The 18105-nt window shown below is 47.4% G+C and carries 15 protein-coding genes; 8 read left to right on the forward strand and 7 right to left on the reverse strand.

Features of this window, described 5'->3' with window-relative positions; translation table 11 throughout:
- Window positions 1-78 precede the first annotated feature (78 nt).
- The 4 genes from A4R26_RS24360 to ligD all read right to left on the reverse strand — a co-directional run bounded on the left by A4R26_RS24360 (window position 79) and on the right by ligD (window position 10468).
- Complete coding sequence (locus A4R26_RS24360) at window positions 79-2268, reverse strand: catalase (protein WP_081169144.1); 2190 nt, start codon at window positions 2266-2268, stop codon at window positions 79-81.
- 281 nt (window positions 2269-2549) lie between these two features.
- The gene (locus A4R26_RS24365) at window positions 2550-4634 is read right to left on the reverse strand and encodes a RagB/SusD family nutrient uptake outer membrane protein (protein WP_081169145.1); all 2085 of its coding nucleotides are present in this window, start codon (window positions 4632-4634) and stop codon (window positions 2550-2552) included.
- Between the two features lie 21 nt (window positions 4635-4655).
- Window positions 4656-7976, reverse strand: coding sequence for a SusC/RagA family TonB-linked outer membrane protein (locus A4R26_RS24370; RefSeq protein WP_081169146.1), 3321 nt, complete (start codon window positions 7974-7976; stop codon window positions 4656-4658).
- 428 nt (window positions 7977-8404) lie between these two features.
- Window positions 8405-10468 (reverse strand): DNA ligase D, encoded by a 2064-nt coding sequence (ligD, locus tag A4R26_RS24375; protein ID WP_081169147.1) that lies wholly within the window; start codon window positions 10466-10468, stop codon window positions 8405-8407.
- A 57-nt stretch (window positions 10469-10525) separates the two neighbouring features.
- On the opposite strand from ligD, the gene A4R26_RS24380 reads away from it, so the two are divergent.
- A complete protein-coding gene (locus tag A4R26_RS24380; protein ID WP_081169148.1) occupies window positions 10526-10729 on the forward strand; it encodes a KTSC domain-containing protein in 204 nt (67 codons plus the stop codon).
- 201 nt (window positions 10730-10930) lie between these two features.
- Here A4R26_RS24380 and A4R26_RS35150 read toward each other — a convergent pair whose 3' ends face one another.
- A complete protein-coding gene (locus tag A4R26_RS35150; RefSeq protein ID WP_165760399.1) occupies window positions 10931-11101 on the reverse strand; it encodes a hypothetical protein in 171 nt (56 codons plus the stop codon).
- Window positions 11102-11474: 373 nt separating this feature from the next.
- Here A4R26_RS35150 and A4R26_RS24385 point away from each other — a divergent pair, with 373 nt between their 5' ends.
- From A4R26_RS24385 to A4R26_RS24400, 5 genes are all read left to right on the forward strand, one after another.
- Window positions 11475-12242, forward strand: a complete 768-nt coding sequence (locus A4R26_RS24385; protein ID WP_081169149.1) for a TerC family protein — start codon at window positions 11475-11477, stop codon at window positions 12240-12242.
- A gap of 80 nt (window positions 12243-12322) precedes the next feature.
- Window positions 12323-12667 carry a hypothetical protein gene (locus A4R26_RS24390; protein WP_133054764.1) on the forward strand — a complete coding sequence of 115 codons (345 nt, stop codon included), beginning with the start codon at window positions 12323-12325 and terminating at the stop codon, window positions 12665-12667.
- A gap of 82 nt (window positions 12668-12749) precedes the next feature.
- On the forward strand, window positions 12750-12896 hold the full coding sequence (locus A4R26_RS35155; RefSeq protein WP_165760400.1) for a hypothetical protein: 147 nt from the start codon (window positions 12750-12752) through the stop codon (window positions 12894-12896).
- 119 nt (window positions 12897-13015) lie between these two features.
- Entirely contained in the window at window positions 13016-13588 is a 573-nt protein-coding gene (locus A4R26_RS24395) for a Crp/Fnr family transcriptional regulator (protein WP_081169151.1), read from the forward strand.
- 77 nt (window positions 13589-13665) lie between these two features.
- Window positions 13666-14739, forward strand: coding sequence for an NAD(P)H-dependent flavin oxidoreductase (locus A4R26_RS24400; RefSeq protein ID WP_081169152.1), 1074 nt, complete (start codon window positions 13666-13668; stop codon window positions 14737-14739).
- 48 nt (window positions 14740-14787) lie between these two features.
- Here A4R26_RS24400 and A4R26_RS24405 read toward each other — a convergent pair whose 3' ends face one another.
- Window positions 14788-15783, reverse strand: a complete 996-nt coding sequence (locus A4R26_RS24405; protein ID WP_242675005.1) for an alpha/beta fold hydrolase — start codon at window positions 15781-15783, stop codon at window positions 14788-14790.
- A gap of 367 nt (window positions 15784-16150) precedes the next feature.
- Between A4R26_RS24405 and A4R26_RS24410 the strand changes: the two genes are divergently transcribed.
- Window positions 16151-16933, forward strand: a complete 783-nt coding sequence (locus A4R26_RS24410) for a fatty acid desaturase family protein (protein WP_081169154.1) — start codon at window positions 16151-16153, stop codon at window positions 16931-16933.
- A gap of 108 nt (window positions 16934-17041) precedes the next feature.
- Window positions 17042-17557, forward strand: a complete 516-nt coding sequence (locus A4R26_RS24415; RefSeq protein ID WP_081169155.1) for a GAF domain-containing protein — start codon at window positions 17042-17044, stop codon at window positions 17555-17557.
- Here A4R26_RS24415 and A4R26_RS24420 read toward each other — a convergent pair.
- A complete protein-coding gene (locus tag A4R26_RS24420) occupies window positions 17551-17964 on the reverse strand; it encodes a winged helix-turn-helix transcriptional regulator (RefSeq protein WP_081169156.1) in 414 nt (137 codons plus the stop codon). The two genes, A4R26_RS24415 and A4R26_RS24420, sit on opposite strands and share 7 nt — an antisense overlap.
- Between the last annotated feature and the right edge of the window lie 141 nt (window positions 17965-18105).

Below are 18105 nucleotides of genomic sequence, written 5' to 3' on the forward strand. Positions count from 1 at the left end.
TTGCCCATTGCCTATTGATTATTGGCAAAGCTCTATTGTAGAAGATATTCCACTTCTGCCTCCTTGCTTTACTGCCACCTAAGCCGGTACTTTCCGTTCCGGCTCGCGGTCCCAGAAGCGGTGCTTCGACACGGCTGCTATGAATTGCTTCGACAGCGCTGCCATGTCATTATGTATGATGAGGCCTTCGTCCACAGCTTTATTATCTGTAGTTGGTTCCGTTGGCACCCTCCGGGCAAAATATGTTTGTTGTAAAACAGTTGCTGCATCACTATCGGCGGCAATGGTTTTACAATGTTTAAATGCTTCATTTAAGAAATGTATAGCCTGTGGGTCTTTGGCCAGTGAACCTATGCTGTTGGCGCCGCCTGGCACATATACCGCATCATAAAATACCGAAGCGGCGGTAAGTAAACTTTTATTTACCGGTATAATGGTATTGTTCTGGCCCGTGATTGTTCCCAGCCGCGGACCAATCAGTTCTACCACGGCACCCTGGTCGAGCAGCATATCCTGCATGGTTACAACCGAATCGTCGTTTACTCCTTCATCGACCAGGAAGGCGATCTTCCGGGTTTTGATAGAATCTTTCACCGTATTGGCCATGCTGAGTGCAGCCGATTTGTCAACTGAACTTTTTACATCAGTCAATGGTTCAAAATCTTCGCTGTTGCCATCGGCGGGTACGCTTTTGTTGATGGGTCTTTCCGGTTCGGGTACGTTCAGGCCCAGATTGCGCGCCACGCGATTGGCGAGCCCCATATCAACCAACGACAAAATGCCCAGCATGCGTTCGCGAACTTCCTTGATCTCCACTTTACCCAGCTCAAATGAAAAAGCATCTACCATATGATCTTTTTCGGGATCAGATTGAGAGTTATAAAACAATTTGGCCTGGCTGAAATGATCGCGGAAGCTTTTGCTTCTTGCTCTTACCTTGCTGGCGTCTATTCGTTCGGCATAGGCAGTAAATCCGCCCTGCAGTTTACCCGCCTGGAAGGGGCAGCCGCTGCCAATGGAATTGGGATGGTAACTTGTTTTCCCTACATTTATCTGCTGCCGCATATACCCGTCGCGCTGGTTGTTGTGTATGGGTACAATGGGTCGGTTGATAGGTATTTCATGAAAGTTAGGTCCGCCAAGGCGAATCAGTTGGGTATCGGTATAGGAGAATAAACGTCCCTGCAACAATGGGTCATTGGTAAAATCGATGCCGGGTACAACATTGCCAATATGAAAAGCCACCTGTTCTGTTTCTGCAAAGAAATTATCCGGGTTACGGTTCAGCGTGAGTTTGCCAATGCGTTTTACCGGCACCAGTTCTTCGGGAATGATCTTGGTAGGATCGAGTAGATCGAACTCGAATTTGTGTTCATCTTTTTCGGGCACTACCTGTATACCCAGTTCCCATTCGGGATAGGCGCCGCTTTCAATGGCTTCCCACAGGTCGCGGCGATGAAAATCAGGGTCTTTACCTGAAATATTCTGCGCTTCATCCCATGCTACGGAGTGAACGCCCAGCAAAGGTTTCCAGTGAAATTTTACAAAATGGGCGATGCCGGCATCGTTCACGAGGCGGAAAGTGTGTACGCCAAAACCTTCCATCATACGATAGCTGCGCGGTATGGCGCGGTCGCTCATCAGCCACATGATCATATGGGTGCTTTCGGGCATCAGTGAAATAAAATCCCAGAACGTATCATGCGCCGATGCTGCCTGCGGCATTTCATGATGCGGTTCCGGTTTTACGGCGTGTATGAGGTCGGGGAACTTTATGGCGTCCTGTATAAAAAAAACCGGCATGTTATTGCCTACCAGGTCGAAATTGCCTTCCTCGGTATAGAACTTCACCGCGAAACCGCGTACATCGCGGGCGAGGTCGGTTGAACCGCGGGAACCGGCCACTGTTGAAAAACGAACGAATACGGGTGTTGCAACGGAAGTGTCGGTCAGGAACCTAGCTTTGGTGAGGCCCGCCTGTGATTCATATAATTTAAAGAAACCATGTGCGGCTGATCCTCTTGCATGAACGATGCGTTCGGGTATGCGCTCATGATCGAAATGCGTCATTTTCTCCCGGAAAATAAAATCTTCCATCAGTGTGCTGCCGCGTTCGCCGGCTTTCAATGAATTCTGATCGTCATTGATCTTTACACCCTGGTTGGTGGTCATTAACTGAGCATCGGATCTTTCTTTGTCAGGATTGAGGTCGGCATCTTTTTTTGTTTCGGCCGACTCTGCCGCAGGTTTGTTCTTTTTTACTGGCATAACTGTTTTATTTGGTTTTTACTTCGGCCGCCTAAGCTTTAGCGCAGCCGGGATGTTACCATCACAAACTATTATGCCAGCAAAAAAATACCCGTGCATGATTATTGCACGGGCATAAAAAAGGTAGAGGCAGGCCTACGTTCGTTTCATCAGCGTAATGGTGTTTATTGGCGGTTGATACGTGAATGGTGAACCGGCAGTCGTAAAATGAAAACCTGCCTGTTGAGTGCAGGCAGGCTTCCCTTAATTGTATTCCATTGGCAAATCAGCACATCAGCTAATTATTTAAACCCGTATCCGTTCGTGACCACAGTCGATTTGGTGATCGATTCCGTTGGTATGGGGAATAAATAACGGGGCGGAACACCCGCGGTATAATACGCATCGGGGTATCCTTTAAAAATATTGCTTGTATACTGCGGTTCATTGGCTACAATATTGCTGCCCCAGGGTGTTACTTTATATCCGTTCGCTTTCAGTGCCAGGCCTTCTGCACTTGTTGAATCAATGAATTTGAACAATCCCTGTATCGCAAGATTGCGGTTGCCCGATGAAGCGGTGAACTGGCTCCAGGCATCGGAGTTGCCCCGCCAGCCTGGGAAGCGCACGGGATATGTAGCATCGGTTTCCGCTACGGTGTTTTGGGTGGTGAGCATTTTCGTCATACCCAGTGAAGCTACGTTCACGCTCTTTGTATAAATATAACCGGGTATTTCATTGCCATTGGCGAATACATGATAATTCTTGTTCTTCAGGTCGTTCACCATTGCTATTTGTGCATCCCTTAATTCCTTTATTTTTTGAGGCAGTTTGCCATTCCTGATCAGGTCTTCACGGCGATACCCTTCACCGGCAAATTCGAGCTTGCGTTCCTGTAAGATGGCCTCTTTCAACGCATCGCCCGACAGGCCGCCGATATAAGCGGTTACCTTGCCGGCCTGGTCGGCACTGGCAAAAGCGCGTGCCCTAACTTTCGTCAACTCGGTTTTGGCTGCACCCTCATCGCCCAGTTCGGCATAGGCTTCCGATAACAACAGAATAACATCGGCCATCCGCATCATCGTCCAGTTAACACCGGCCTGGCGCTGGCTTAATGTATACGGGTTAGGCATGCGGCTTTCGTCCCATTTGTTATTGGCCAAACCGCCTTTATCGCGTGAGCCGGGTGTAAAGTCGATCAGGACCTCAGAGCAGGTGCCTGAGTTGGCGGTAACGGCTACGGTTACGTCGCGACGCAGGTCTTTGGGATCGTAATCGCCATAGTAAAATGAGGGATGCATGCGGCTTTGACCATATGCTTTATTAGGGTATGAGTTGGCGCTGCCTCCGTTCGAAGGGCGGCCGAATGCATAGGGCCGCTCGCTGAACTGGGCCTGCGTTTCTCCTATTTCAAACAACGACTCGGGGCTAACCACCAGGTTCATGTTGTATTGAAAATTCATCTGGAACGGGTTATTGTAACCGGCGCCGCGGGAATCGGTAGTGATCAGGTATGCACTGGCGGCATTATCCATGGCAGCTTTCAGGTACGTTTTAGCCAGTTCATAATACTTTTTATAATCGGTACGGCGAACGTATTTTGCTTCCCATTTTTCTGAACCCAGTTGGGTAAAGGTAACGGGACTATAATCAAAATTAGTGCGGCGTAAACCATAACCGCCTGCATACATGGCCATTTTACCGGCAAGGCCATACGCAAATGTTTGGGAGAACCTTTCTGCATTGATGCCGCTCTCCCCCAGTTTATACATCAGCGGCGCCACTTTTGCCAGGCTGGCCAGTTCGCCGTCATAGATGAGATCGCGTGAAACAAGCTGCGCGGTATCGGTTTGTTTGGTTGAGGTAATTACCTGTTGGGTATAAGGAACATCGCCAAAATAGCGAATGAGGTTATGGTAAACAAATGCACGGAAAACGGCGGCTTCGCCATACATCTGTGTCCAGTCGTTGGGTTTATTCTGCGCCACAGCCGCTTTGTATTCTTCTTTTTTGGCAATGGCTTCCAGGATCATATTGGCGCGGTTGGCAATTTTATACATATTGCCCCACATGTTCAATGAGCTGGCATAATCGAGCGCGATCTCTGAAGCGTATAAGCCTTCCGGTATGTGCCGCAACTGCGCATCGTATGCTTCGGGGTGTGTTTCGGCATCGGAGCCTACGGCATCGATATCGTAGAACATACCGCCGTTGCTGGTGCGCCACAGATCGTAACAGCCTACCAGTGCGCCAAATGCTTCGCCGGTTGATGAAAAAACGAACTCAGTATCTACAGCCGAACGTGATTCGGCGGTAAGAAAACTTTTTTTGCAGGCAATGATCCCTGTCAACAACAAGCCACTTACTATTAATATTATCCTTTTCATATGAAGTCGTTTCGGTGGTTTTTAAAATTCAATATTTACGCCGGCAGTGAATGAACGGGCACGCGGGTAAGAACCCCAGTCGAGCCCAAGCGTTGGATACGCCGCATTACCCTGCGATGTATTCGTGTTCACCTCAGGGTCGAGACCGGGGTAGCTGGTTAACGTCAATGCGTTGTAAATAGCGCCGTAAATGCGAATGCGTGAAAGTTTTATTTTACTGATGAGGCTGGCTGGCAATGTATAACCAATGGTAACTGTATTCAAACGCAGGAAAGAGCCATCCTGAATACCGAGTGATGAAACCACCGGGTTTTCCTGGAAGGGCAGGAAGGTAGTGGCGTTTGCGTTCAGCGCCTTCAATGCAGCCGGGTCGGTAACCCGTACCAGTTGCCCGTTCTGGATGTCGTAGAGTTTATATGAGGTTGACAAATAGTTCAACCGGTTCCTGTACAAACCATCTTCTTTGCTGCCGGTAAAGGCTGCCAGGTAGTTGGCGTTATAGATCTGGTTGCCGTAGCTCCAGTTCCAGTTAAGTGCGAGGTCGAAATTTTTATAAGAAGCGTTGACATTGAAGCCGCCGGTATGTTTAGGCGTCATATCGCCGATAGTGGTAACGTCTTTTTCATTAACTATGCCATCGCCGGTAAGGTCTTTGAATTTAACCACCCCGGGGTGCGCAACCTGTCCGCCGGGTTTGTTGGTGGTAGTGCCAAATACGGTACCGACAATACCGGCGCCGATATCTGGATTGTCGGCGCTTTTGTTCAACGTGTATACGCCATTGGCATAAGTGAAATCATCGGTCGTATACCAGCCGTCGTACACATAACCGCGTACCTGCCCAACGGGGCTTCCAACCTTTAAGATATAATCACCGGTGTTGGGTTGTGTAACGGTTGAACCCCATTGCGATTTATATAAACCGGTAACGCCGGGCGCCAGTTGTTCAATCTTACTCCTGTTGAAGTTGATATTCATGCTGGCCGATAGTTTGAAGTCTTTGGCGTTAACGATGTCGCCGCCCAGAGATAATTCAATACCGCGGTTGCTGATGCTGCCCACATTCTCGATGCCGGTACCAAAACCCGAAATGGGATTTAAGGTAGAAAGCAGCAGTACATCTTTGGTAGTGTTTTTATAAAGGTCGATGGTACCGTAAATGCGGTTCTGGAAAATTCCGAAATCGATCCCGAGGTTACGGGTGGTTGCGGTTTCCCAAACAAGGTTGGGATTGGCAAGGTTGCCCGATGTGGTATAACCGATCTGGCGGATCTCGTTTATACTCCATTGCGTAAGCCCGGTAGATGACCATTGCTGCCGCCATTCGTTGGGACTGATGCCGTCATTACCTACCGTACCAAATGAAGCGCGCAGTTTTAAGTTATTCAGCCAGGTAATGTCTTTCATGAATTCTTCATCCGATGTACGCCAGGCGAATGCGGCGGCGGGGAAATAAGCCCATTGTTTGGTTGGCGCAAAACGCGAAGAACCATCGGCGCGCATGGTGAAGGTAAACAGGTATTTATCGAGCAGCGTATAGTTGGCGCGACCGAAATACGAGTTGTATTTATTGGGGAACGAAACGCTGGAGCTGATACCGAAGTTGACGATGGAACCGGTCATTGGCAGATAGCGGTCTATCATGGCGAAAGCCTGGTCGGCGTCAAAACCCGCCGGGTATTTGTTGCCCGTCATGGTGGTTGCTTCGTTGTGGTTGTTCATTACTTCCTGTCCAACAACTACATTCAGGCTATGCGCTTCACCCAGTCCGGTTACGTTGTACGTCAATGTATTCACCCAGCGATAGCCCCAGCCTTCAGAACTTGAAATGGAAGCGTTGCCGCCAAAGGTTTTATTGCCATCGGCATCGAGGTAGTTATTGTAAACGGCGCCCGACCATGTTTTGCCCCGGTTGAAGAACCGGTTGTAACCGAACTCGCTTCTGGCCGTAAGCCCTTTTATGATGGTCCATGAAAGAGCGGCATTGGCGCGCAACGATCTTTCCTTCGACAGCGGCAGGTAATCTTTCATGAGCTCAACCGGGTTGTACTGGTCCTGCAACAGCCTGTCGTACAAACCGATCTGTGTATTCTTTCTATCGTCGAGCTCGCCCAGCACATCACTGGTGGCAATGGGCCTGAACTGGTAGGAGGAAGAAAGTATAGACCCCTTGCCATTCGTGGTGCCTTCATTGCCCATCTTCTGAATATCTGCATAGCGGCCATCGAACGAGAAGGTAAGGTTGCGGGCAATTTTCTGATCTATCTTGAACAGGGCATTGGCGCGTTTGAACCAGCTGTTGATCTTCATGCCCTCATTATCGAGGTAGCTCAGGGTGAGCATGTACCTGGTTTTGTCGTTGCCGTTGCTGATGCTCAGGTTATGGTTATGGGAGAAAGAGTTGGAGTACGCTTCTTTTGAATAGTTGGTAGCGCCTACATTTTTATAATGGTCTATGCCTTCGGTATTGTTGTATTGGGCCGCGAAACTGCCAATACCCCAGAGGCGTTCCCAGGCAGATGCGTAGGCATTGCTGATGCTTTTGGCATAGGCCCAGTTGTAGGCGATATAATCATAGGCTCCCATGGTTTCCAGATATTTGGTGGCCTTGTTGTATTGCAGATAGTTATCGTAGCTGATGGTGAATTTGCCGTTTTTGCCGCTTTTTGTCGTAACGATCACAACGCCATTTGCGCCGCGGGCGCCATAAATGGCGGCGGAAGAGGCATCTTTCAACACGTCGATGCTTTCGATCTGCGAGGCGGGAATGTCGTTGATGTTCGAAACGGGAAATCCGTCAACGATGTACAGCGGTTCGTTGCTGTTGGAGATGGAACTGCCGCCGCGAACGCGCACCGACATCGCCGCATCGGGGCGTCCATCCTGGGCGGTAACGCTTACGCCGGGAATTTTGCCCTGCAGGGCCTGGGCCGCATTGGCCACCGGAACTGCCGCCAGTTGTTTACCCGAAACGGAACCTACCGAGCCGGTAAGGTCTTTCCGTTTTACGGTTCCGTAACCGATAACCACCACTTCGTTCAAATTGGTAGTGGATGCTTTCAGAATAATGTCGATGTTGGTTTGCCCGTCGATCAGCGCCACTTCCCGGGTTTGCATGGTGCTATGGGTAATGACGAGGCTGGTTACGGTTTGCGGTAAAGTAATTTGGAAGGCGCCTTCGGTGTTGGTGGTGGTGCCCAACTGGGTGCCTTTGCCGGTGACGGTAGCCCCGGGAACCTGTTCGCCTTTGTCGTCTTTGACCGTACCGGTAATCGTTTTGGTTTGTGCCGTAGCTACAGCAGCGCTACAGATCAGGAATAAAAGAACATAAATCGCTCTCATAAGCAAGCTGTGTTTTAAACATGAGGAATAATAAGCCGGGGATTTGGTTGGGAGGGTGTTCCCCGAAAGGTGAAAGCATGAGGCGTGGAAAAGACACTACTTGTAAGAAGAGTATTCTTTCATACGGCTTTAGCAATTACCTGTTCAAAGCTATTTTATCATGACGGGGAAGGGGTTCACTTATTGACCGAATAGGTTCAATTATTGGTAATGGAGGTATAATGCTGTCATTGAGACAGTTGTAGCCGCTTGTATAGGTTGGAATGTTGACGGGTTGGCGGGGGAAAAGTTTTTCAGTTGTGCGTTATTCAGTTGGTAAGTTGGGAGGTTTAAACAAAAACAGGGCCCCTGATAGTTTGTGGCGTACCATTAGCAACTATAAGTGGGTACCGCTACAAACTATAAAATCACGAGGTGGCTGCCTTTTTCTACCTGAATAAAGAATGTAGCTGCGCAATCGCTTTCTTCATATTGATCCCTTTCCCGAGCACCGGTTTAAAAATATCGCCCTGTTCCCTGATGCGGGCAACGGCATTGTGAATAGTATGGTCTTTCATCTTCAGTCCTTTTTTTACTTCGTCCCAGTGCAAAGGCATCGATACCGTAGCTCCGGGTTTGGGCCGTAAAGAATAAGCGGCGGCCAGCGTGGCCTGCGGGCGGTTCTGCAGAAAGTCGATATAGATTTTCCCTTTCCGGTCGGCAGTGGCGCGTTCAATACTGGTGAAACCCGGAATTTGTTCATGAACAATTGTTGCGATCAGCCGGCCAAATTCGCGGGAAGCCTCATACAAATATTTTGCGCCCAGCGGAATGTAAATATGTATGCCGGTTGAGCCTGATGTTTTGCAATAGGAGGGAATACCGGCGCTTTCCAGCACCTCATGCGTTACCTGTGCGGTTTTAATTACCTGCTCAAATGAATTCGTATCGGGGTCAAGATCGATGGCGCACCAGTCGGGGGTATCGGGTTTTTGTACGCGGCTGCTCCAGGGATTCATTTCAATGCAACCCAGCGATGCCATATACAGCACATCGGCTTCCCGGGTTGGTACCAGGAAACTTTTGTTAACTCCTTCGCTTGTGTAGGGAAAGGTATCGATCCATTCCGGTATTTTGCCCATAACATTTTTCTGGTAAAAACTTTCGCCTTCGATGCCATTCGGGTACCGGTTCAGCGATTGCGGCCTGTCTTTGAGGTACGGCAATATCACCGGCGCCACCTGGTAGTAATAGTTCAGCATATCCCGTTTGGTGATCTTTTCTTTGGGCCAGTATATTTTGTTGAGGTTGCTGAATTTCAGGGTATGCCCGTTGATCAACCGTTCCTGTTGCTTCTCGCCCGGGTTCAGCAGCGTTTTGCGTTCGCCCGGTTGGCGGCGGGTGATTATTTTTTCTTTATGCAGAACAGATTCTTTTACAACTTTCGCGGTAGGTTTTGCTTTGTCTGCTTTCACATCTTTTGCTTTTTTATCAACCCGCATGCCTTCGAACGAGGGGTGGCGCATAACGCCGTCGCTGGTGATCTCGGCAAACGATACCTCGCATACCAGTTCGGGTTTTAACCAGGTGGCAACCGCTTTCGGCGGATTGGGCCTGAACCGCGACGGTTTATTGTAATCAGGTTCCACATCGAACGGGCAGTTCTTTTGCACCAGCTTTTTAAACTGCTGCATCATGTCGCGTTGCACTTTATCGGTAAAACCGGTGCCTATCTTTCCCGTATAATGCAATTCTCCGTTTTCGTATACACCTACCAGCAGGGAACTGAATAGTTTTCCCGAGCCTTCATTAAGCGTGAAACCGCCAATGACCACTTCCTGCCGTTTGGCGATCTTTATTTTCAACCATTCTTTCGTGCGAACGCCCGGCGTATACAGGCTATCGGCTTTTTTGGCAATAATGCCTTCTAGGTTCATTTGTTTTGCCACTTCGTAAAACGACGTGCCGGGGGCGTTGAAAGACTGGCTAAGCTGAATGCTTTCATTTTGAGGAAGTATTTCTTTCAGCAACTCCCTGCGTTGCTGCAGGGGCACATTGTATAACTGGCGGCCATCGTACCACAACAGATCGAATACGTAATACAAAAGTTCACCGTCGGCCTCGCTGCGCCAGTTCTGCAGATCGCCAAAGCTCGATACGCCCTCTTTATTGGAAATAATTATTTCGCCATCGAGCACAGCGTGCATACCCAGTTGTTGCAGCGTAGCGGTTATGGGGTAGAATTTTTCGTTGAAAGATTTATTGTTACGCGAAATAAGCGACACCTTGTTTTTGTTACAGATGGCTATAGCGCGGTACCCATCCCATTTAACTTCAAAAAGCCAGTTTGCGGCATCAAACGGTTTGTCAACCAGGGTGGCCAGCATGGGCGGAACCGTCAGCGGCAATTTGGCCGGTTCGCCTGCTTTTTTTCTACTTACGGCACGACCGGCAGTTTTCCGTTTTCGGGCCGCCGAAGCAGCGCTCTTTTTTCTATTGGAAATGGTGGCCATACATCAAACGCTAAATTTTTATGCCATGCCGGGCATAGTTTTTTAGCGCCTATTCCTATGCCATCCACCGTGGTAGCACATATGGATTATTACCCTGATTCGGCCACCCTGCGGATCACTTTCACCTCGGGTAAAAAATATGATTACCTGCAGGTTCCGGCGAAGATCTATGAGGCCATGAGAAAGGCTGCTTCCAAAGGTTCTTACCTGAACAGGTTCATAAAAGGACATTTTCCATTTAAAGAGGTGACTAAAGGCTAGTGTGAAGAGGCCAGTGGCGAGTAGGAAGAAAAACAAAGGACCTTACCTGGTTTTTCTCCTCAATGAACTTTTGAAAGATATTTCCTGATGAGGTCTTCATCGTATTCCGTTTTATGGTTCACAGGCTGCAGTGTCCTGCATTGAAAAGAGATAACACAGAAAACGCCGTATTTCTACGGCGTTATTTATTCAGTAAAACCTTTATTTCCGCTCAGTATATACACATGCTGCCAGTAATGGCACGGTGACCCACAAAATGTAATACCATTTGGGATCGGCTACCATACCTTTTTCCAGTGCAATGGCGCTGATCAGTACCAGCATTACGGCAAAAGACATACCTGCAGAAACATGTTCCTGTTTCCGGTACATGGCTTAATTTTTACAGGTGAACTATTATGGCTTCAACAGATAGCTAGTGGCGAGTGGGCGGATATCCCCATTTCTGCTGGCCACTAGCAGCTATATTAAAGTCTTTAAAATTGGAGAAGTAATACAGGCACGGACAAAATGGTACAAATTCGGGGAATGACCAGGTTACATCATTGCTTATGTCAAGTATGAGGTACCTGACGAAGCGCGTGATATAATTATGTATTGTTGAACCTGTCATGTAACCAATTTACAAAAATAACGCTGTTGGCGGAAGTGTGATTGTTTAATACTTCGTTAAAACTCCTTATCACTTTTTTAATCTGTACCGCACATATATTGAATTAAATTTGAGACAATTGAACAAGTCATTATGGAATTAGTAGTTGCATTGCTCACGCTTATTTTACTGGAAGTAGTACTGGGAATTGATAATATCATCTTTATTTCTATAGTTACGGCAAGGCTGCCGGTTCAACAGCAAAAGAAAGGCAGAAGGCTGGGATTGATACTGGCCATGGTAATGCGCTTATTATTATTGGCCGCCATTAGCTGGGTACTGAAGCTGCAAGGCGATCTTTTCAGGATATTTAATAATGGCATTTCAACAAAAGACCTCATTCTCATTGCCGGCGGATTGTTCCTGTTATATAAAAGCGCCTCCGAGATCTATCATAAAATGGAAGGTGAAACGGGTGATAAGTCGAAAGAAATAAAAGTGACAAGCTTTAGCAGCGCCATTGGCCAGATACTGGTGCTCGACCTGGTGTTTTCGGTGGATAGCATAATTACCGCCATTGGTATGGTTGATGAACCCTGGGTAATGTATGTGGCGGTGATCGTGAGCGTGGGCATTATGTTGTTTGCTGCAGAACCGGTCAGCAAATTCGTCAATAATCATCCGGCCTTTAAAATGCTTGCATTGAGCTTTTTGTTACTTATCGGGTTTTCGTTGATCGGTGAAGGCCTTGGTTTGCATATACCAAAAGGATATATTTATTTCTCGATGGCCTTTGCATTGCTGGTCGATATTTTCCAGATGAGAATGAACAGGCAGAAGAAAACCGAAAAAGTGGAAACACGCGAGCACTACTTTCCCGGTGAGGCTGAAAAAGTGAAGGGGGTGTTTAATAATGAATAGGCTTAAATCTAAAAAGTTTCGTTAATGAATTAAACCCTTACACGCTTTTTAATGACGGCATATTAGGTTAAATTTGCCGCGTGAGATACTTCTATATATTATCTATATTATTACTTCAATTTGCCGGGGGCTTTGCTGCGGATGCAAAAGCGCCAATGCCGGTTAAGGAAGTGTTTCACAATAAAACTGCCAGTCTTTCTTCTAATGATCTTTTGTCCCATCAGGCAGCAAAGGTGGTACGGTCAATACAATTCAGCTGTATTGCTTTTAACGCGCATCACCGCGATATCGAAGGGCTTGTTGCTTCGGGATGTATGAGCAATTATATCGCCGGTGACCTGCGCAAGCGCAATAATGTTTTTCCTGTTGCATATTTCACTCCGCTTAGGCGATTGCTTTTATTTCCCAAACACTATTTCTGGTAATACCTGTTCAATTTACTGAACGGAAATTGTTTAATGACCATACAGGTCATTAACGTAATGGTATTATTTAAACTCTATCAATATGTCAGATATAGTAATAGCGCTATTACTTTTAGGTGCCTATAGCAATCGTTATTTTTATACTCAATACTGCCATACTGTGCTGCAGGCAAATGATAATTTGTTCATTGTGGGCGATCCGATAAAAATAAAAGAAATGCTTTTATAATATTGATTTAGGTTGTTTGTCGTAGTGTTTTATAATTCGGTGGGTCCGCTTCATTAGGGCTCACCTTTTACTTTTATGAATGGGCAAATAGTTGCAAATTTGATACATAATTGTTTTCCATGCAGGCAAAGGAGATCTTAAAGGCACATATTGCGAAAACCGCAACGCTTACAGCTGACGAATTTGAATATTTCTTTTCCTGTTTTAAACTGCAGTCATACAAAAAAGGCCAGGCCGTTATTTCTGAAGGCGACCGGGTACAGCATGAATACTTTGTGCTGGATGGCATACTCAAAACGTTTTATATAAATGATGATATGAAAATGTTCATCCTGCAGTTTGCCATGCCTACCTGGTGGGCTTCCGATTACAATGCATTGTACACTGGCAGTAAGGCCACCGTAAGTGTGGATTGCATTACGAAAGCCGAAGTGCTTTGCCTGGCAGGTGCCGACCGCGAAAAGTTGTGCAGCGAGATCCACCAGGTAGAACATTTTTTTCGCTGGCGCACCAACCGAGGGTATGTGGCCGCACATAAGCGGTTGTTGTCGCTGATGAACAGCGACGCCAAACACCGGTACGAGGAACTGATGGCGCAATACCCTGAATTATTCAGCCAGGTGCCCAAACACCTGATAGCAGCCTACCTCGGCGTAAGCCGGGAAACCCTGAGCCGGTTGTATAACCCGTAAAATGTGATGTACATCACGCAATCGTCCGGTGGTTTCAGTTCATCTTTGTATTGTCAATAAAACATACACAAAATGTTATGTGGTATAAAACAAAAGTAACTGACATGCTGGGTATCGATTACCCGATCCTACAGGGGCCTTTCGGCGGCGGTCTTTCTTCGGTAGAGTTGGTGGCAACCGTTTCAAATGCGGGTGGACTGGGTGGTTATGGCGCTTATACTTTAAGTCCGCAGGAGATGGTTGACTTAAATACAAAGATCAAAAACGCCACCGGTAAACCGTATAATCTCAACCTGTGGGTATCTGATCATGATACCCATAATGGAACAGTGACCGATGATCAGTATGAGCAGGCGGCAAAATTGTTCAAACCATACTTTGACGAAGCCGGTATTCCCCTGCCCGGTAAACCGGCGCCCTTTCAATCGCGGTTCGGGAACCAGTTGCAGGTGATCTTTGATATAAAGCCCAAAGTATTCAGCTTTATGTTTGGGGTTTTACCGGCAGATGTACTGGAAAGGCTTCACCGGCAGGGTATCAAAACGGTTGGGGCGGCCACTACACTCGATGAAGCGATCGCACTCGAAAATACCGGTGTTGACCTGATCATTGCCTCTGGGTTTGAAGCAGGCGGTCACCGGCCTTCGTTCCTGTCGCCGGCCGAACAATCGCTTACCGGCACCTTTGTGTTGCTGCAATTGATAAAAGAAAAGGTAAAAACACCGGTTATTGCTGCGGGTGGTATTGCCAATGGCCGGGGCATTGCCGGGGCGTTAACCCTGGGGGCGGATGCAGTGCAGGTAGGTACCGCCTTTCTCGCCACCGATGAATCGGGTGCATTGCCCGAACACAAACAGATGTTATTCTCCGGGGCCGCAAAATATACTTCACTAACGCGCGCCTATACCGGCAGGCTGGGCCGCGGTATCACCAGCAGGTTGATGAAAGAATTGATTGAAAAAGAAAAACAATTCCTGCCATTCCCTTTGCAAACCACCTTTATGTCATCACTGCGAAAAGCAGCCATAGCGCAGGAGAAGTGGGATCTGATCCTTTTCTGGGGCGGACAAATATCACCCCTGCTTAAACATAAAAAAGCAGCGACGCTGATGCAGTCGCTGATAGAAGAAACAACGGCTATAATGAAATAAGCAGGTCACGGTTTCCCTGCCGGGCAGGTGAACCGTGACACATCTTTTTTAGAGAGCTCCTACATCTATGATCGCTTTGGCAAACGCTTCCGGCGCTTCCTGAGGCAGGTTGTGGCCAATACCGCCGGTGAGCAACCGGTGTTCGTATTTACTGGTGAATTTTGATGCATAGTTTTTAGGATCGGGGTGGGGTGCGCCATTGGCATCGCCTTCCATGGTGATAGTGGGAACTGAAATGTTGGGCAACGTCGCCAGATTCTTCTCTAATACATCATACTTTGCTTCCCCTTTTTCCATACCGAGCCTCCAGCGATAGTTGTGGATCACAATAGCAACATGATCGGGATTGTCGAGGGCTGCTGCACTACGGTTAAACGCAGCATCGTCGAATTTCCATTTTGGCGATGCGAGCTGCCAGATGAGTTTTGAAAAATCGTGTGTGTATTTGGTATAGCCCGCTTTACCCCGTTCGGTAGCAAAATAGAACTGGTACCACCATTGCAATTCGGCTGAAGGCGGTAAAGGATTCTTGCCTGCCACTTGATTGCCGATCAGGTAACCGCTCACCGAAACCAGGGCTTTCACTCTTTCGGGCCAAAGGGCCGCCATAATATCTGCGGTGCGTGCGCCCCAGTCGAACCCCGCGACTGTTGCTTTATCAATTTTCAGTGCATCCATCAGGGCGATCATATCAGCGGCAAGGGCAGAAGGTTGTCCATTCCGTGGGGTATTGTTCGATAAAAAACGCGTAGAACCATAACCGCGGAGGTAGGGAACAATTACGCGGTAACCTTTGGCGATAAGGATGGGCGTTACATCAATGAAGCTGTAAATATCGTAGGGCCAGCCATGAAGCAGGATCACTACCGGTCCGTTTGCCGGGCCTTCTTCGGCATAACCAATGTTCAATACGCCGGCGTTTATTTGTTTAATGGCGAATGACCGCTGAGATCTTTGATCATTCCCGGCAGGTGCCTGTGCAAAGGATACATTTCCTGCGAACATGCTGCTTACAACCAGGGCCGTAATAATATTGTTGTTCATTCTCATAGTTTATTTTTTGCTGTTGAGAATGTGAAGGTATTACGACGCGAAGGTGGGGTAAAGCATTTAGGCGCTACCTGGGCAAGGTTGAGGGTGAAATGGGCAATGGGCGGGGTGAAGGTAGTTATTGAGACAAAAAAATGATTGCTGTTATAAGGCCGTTCTTTTTATTAATGATTATAGCTTTGCCCGCGCTCCCGCCAAATAAAAATGTACACCGAAAATAATTATTAAAAGTAGAAAATTTGACCTGGTATCCGGTTTTAATGCATTGCATTTTATTAAGTTGATCCTGTTAAGCTATGAACCATCAATTTCCCGTTGTACCTTTATACGCCAATCCCATCTTTCACCCTAATTTAAGCATATGACCCACCAGGAAATTCTTCGCAAAGTAGAATGGAAAGACCTCAGGAGCTTAAGCGTTAAAGAAATGCTTATCGAGAACAACCTCACCATTCCATGGTTTGTGATCTCGCTTACACTTGCTTATTTTGGATATTATATTTTTGCCCTTCCGTTCTCCGCTTTTTTCTTTTTGACCGGTCTCAGGCAGGTGCATAACGGTTTTCACAATTCGCTGGGTACAAATAAATTCCTGACCTGGCTTTCGTTGTACACCAACAGCGTATTGATGATGGTTGCTATTCATGCTGTGAAGTTCAATCATATCAGGCATCATAAATATTGCCTGTCTGAGGAGGATTATGAAGGAAAATCAGCAGGTATGAGCTGGTACGGCGCCATCTTGTACGGACCAGTGCACATGTTCCTTATTCATAAAGTAACCCTTCAATTGGGAAATAAGAATTATAAAAAGAACGTGATCATCGAGCTTGTTTCCATCGCCCTGTTTGCCGCCATCGTTTTTTATTTCAATGTTCATTTTCTGATCTATCATATAATCGTTATGATCATCGGTGAGTTCATGATGGCGTTTTTTGCGGTTTGGACGGTTCACCACGATACACATGAAAGCCCTGAGTTTGCCAGAACCCAACGTTCCGGATGGAAGAATAAGATCACTTTCAGTATGTTCTACCACCTGGAGCATCATTTGTTCCCGGCCGTGCCCACTATTAAACTGCCAGAGCTGGCAAAACGCATCGATGAAGTGATTCCGGAGATAGAGAAGAAGAGTACATTCTGAAATATTAAAGTTTATAATTGTTGTGTAATTATGCCATAGCGCCATCAGAAGCCTTACCAGCCGTCAAAATGAAAGTTGGTGAAATGGTTTTTTTGCTAAATTGTCGCCATGAACGACATGATAATGGGAGTGGTTGACCGTGCGGTACAGGATGCAATGGAGATGCGGCAAAAAGGGATGCCGCAAAACAAAATACTTGCCGGTCTGGTAGCAGCTGCTGAAAATTTAGCAGGAGGGGGCGCCGTTTCCTCCATCCTGCTGCTCGATAAGGACGGGTTACTCCGCAATGGCGCTTCTCCGCAATTACCTCACGATTACCTCAATGCAATAGACGGATTGAAACCGCACCCAAGCGTGGGCACCTGTGCCGCCGCCGCGGCAACGGGGAGTATGGTGGTTACGTTAGATTTTATGGCAGATGATAAATGGGCCGAATTGCGCCATCTTCCTACCGCGCTGGGTTTTACCGGCGCCTGGAGTATGCCTATAAAAGATGCTGAAGGAAAAGTGCTGGGCACCTTTGGTACCTACTTCAGAACAAAGCGCGAGCCTTCGCCTGCCGAAATAACGGCTATAAAGCTGCTGGCAGAAACGGCTGCAAGGATTGTGTGCCGAGGTTACTGACATATGGTGCTTGCCGCGTTCCATTTTATTTTGCCGGCGGATAACACTTCATTATTGTCGCTATTGGCGTCGATCTTCTTTACCAGCTCCTTGTTTTTAAGCCCCCATGCATTCAACTGCGCCAGAAGAGGAACTATGCTTTCTCCCAGCGGCGTCAGCGAATACTCCACACATAAAGGAAAACCCTGATGGATCTTTTTTGAAACAACCCCATAAGTTACCAGTTCACTCAACTGCATATCGATAACGCGGGCGCTGGTAGTAGTGATCTCGCGGTGCAGTTCGCTGGGCCGTTTGGCGCCGCGGCTGATGGCATCGATGATACAGGGTTTCCATTTGGCCCCAAATACCTTCATGGCCACTATGATGCCGCAATCCAGGTCTTCTTTTATTTTTCTTTCATACATAATGGTAAAAATAACTTTTTCCCCGGGGTTTTTGTTTGCAGCCGATACCGAAAAATTATTCGGTACCTGAAAATCAATTCGGTTATTTTATAGCTGCCGCCCACGTCCGAATTTGCAGGCAATTATTCACCATTTCAAGAT

Origin of the sequence: Niastella populi (assembly GCF_002078015.1) — a bacterium.
In the GTDB taxonomy this organism is placed as follows: domain Bacteria; phylum Bacteroidota; class Bacteroidia; order Chitinophagales; family Chitinophagaceae; genus Niastella; species Niastella populi.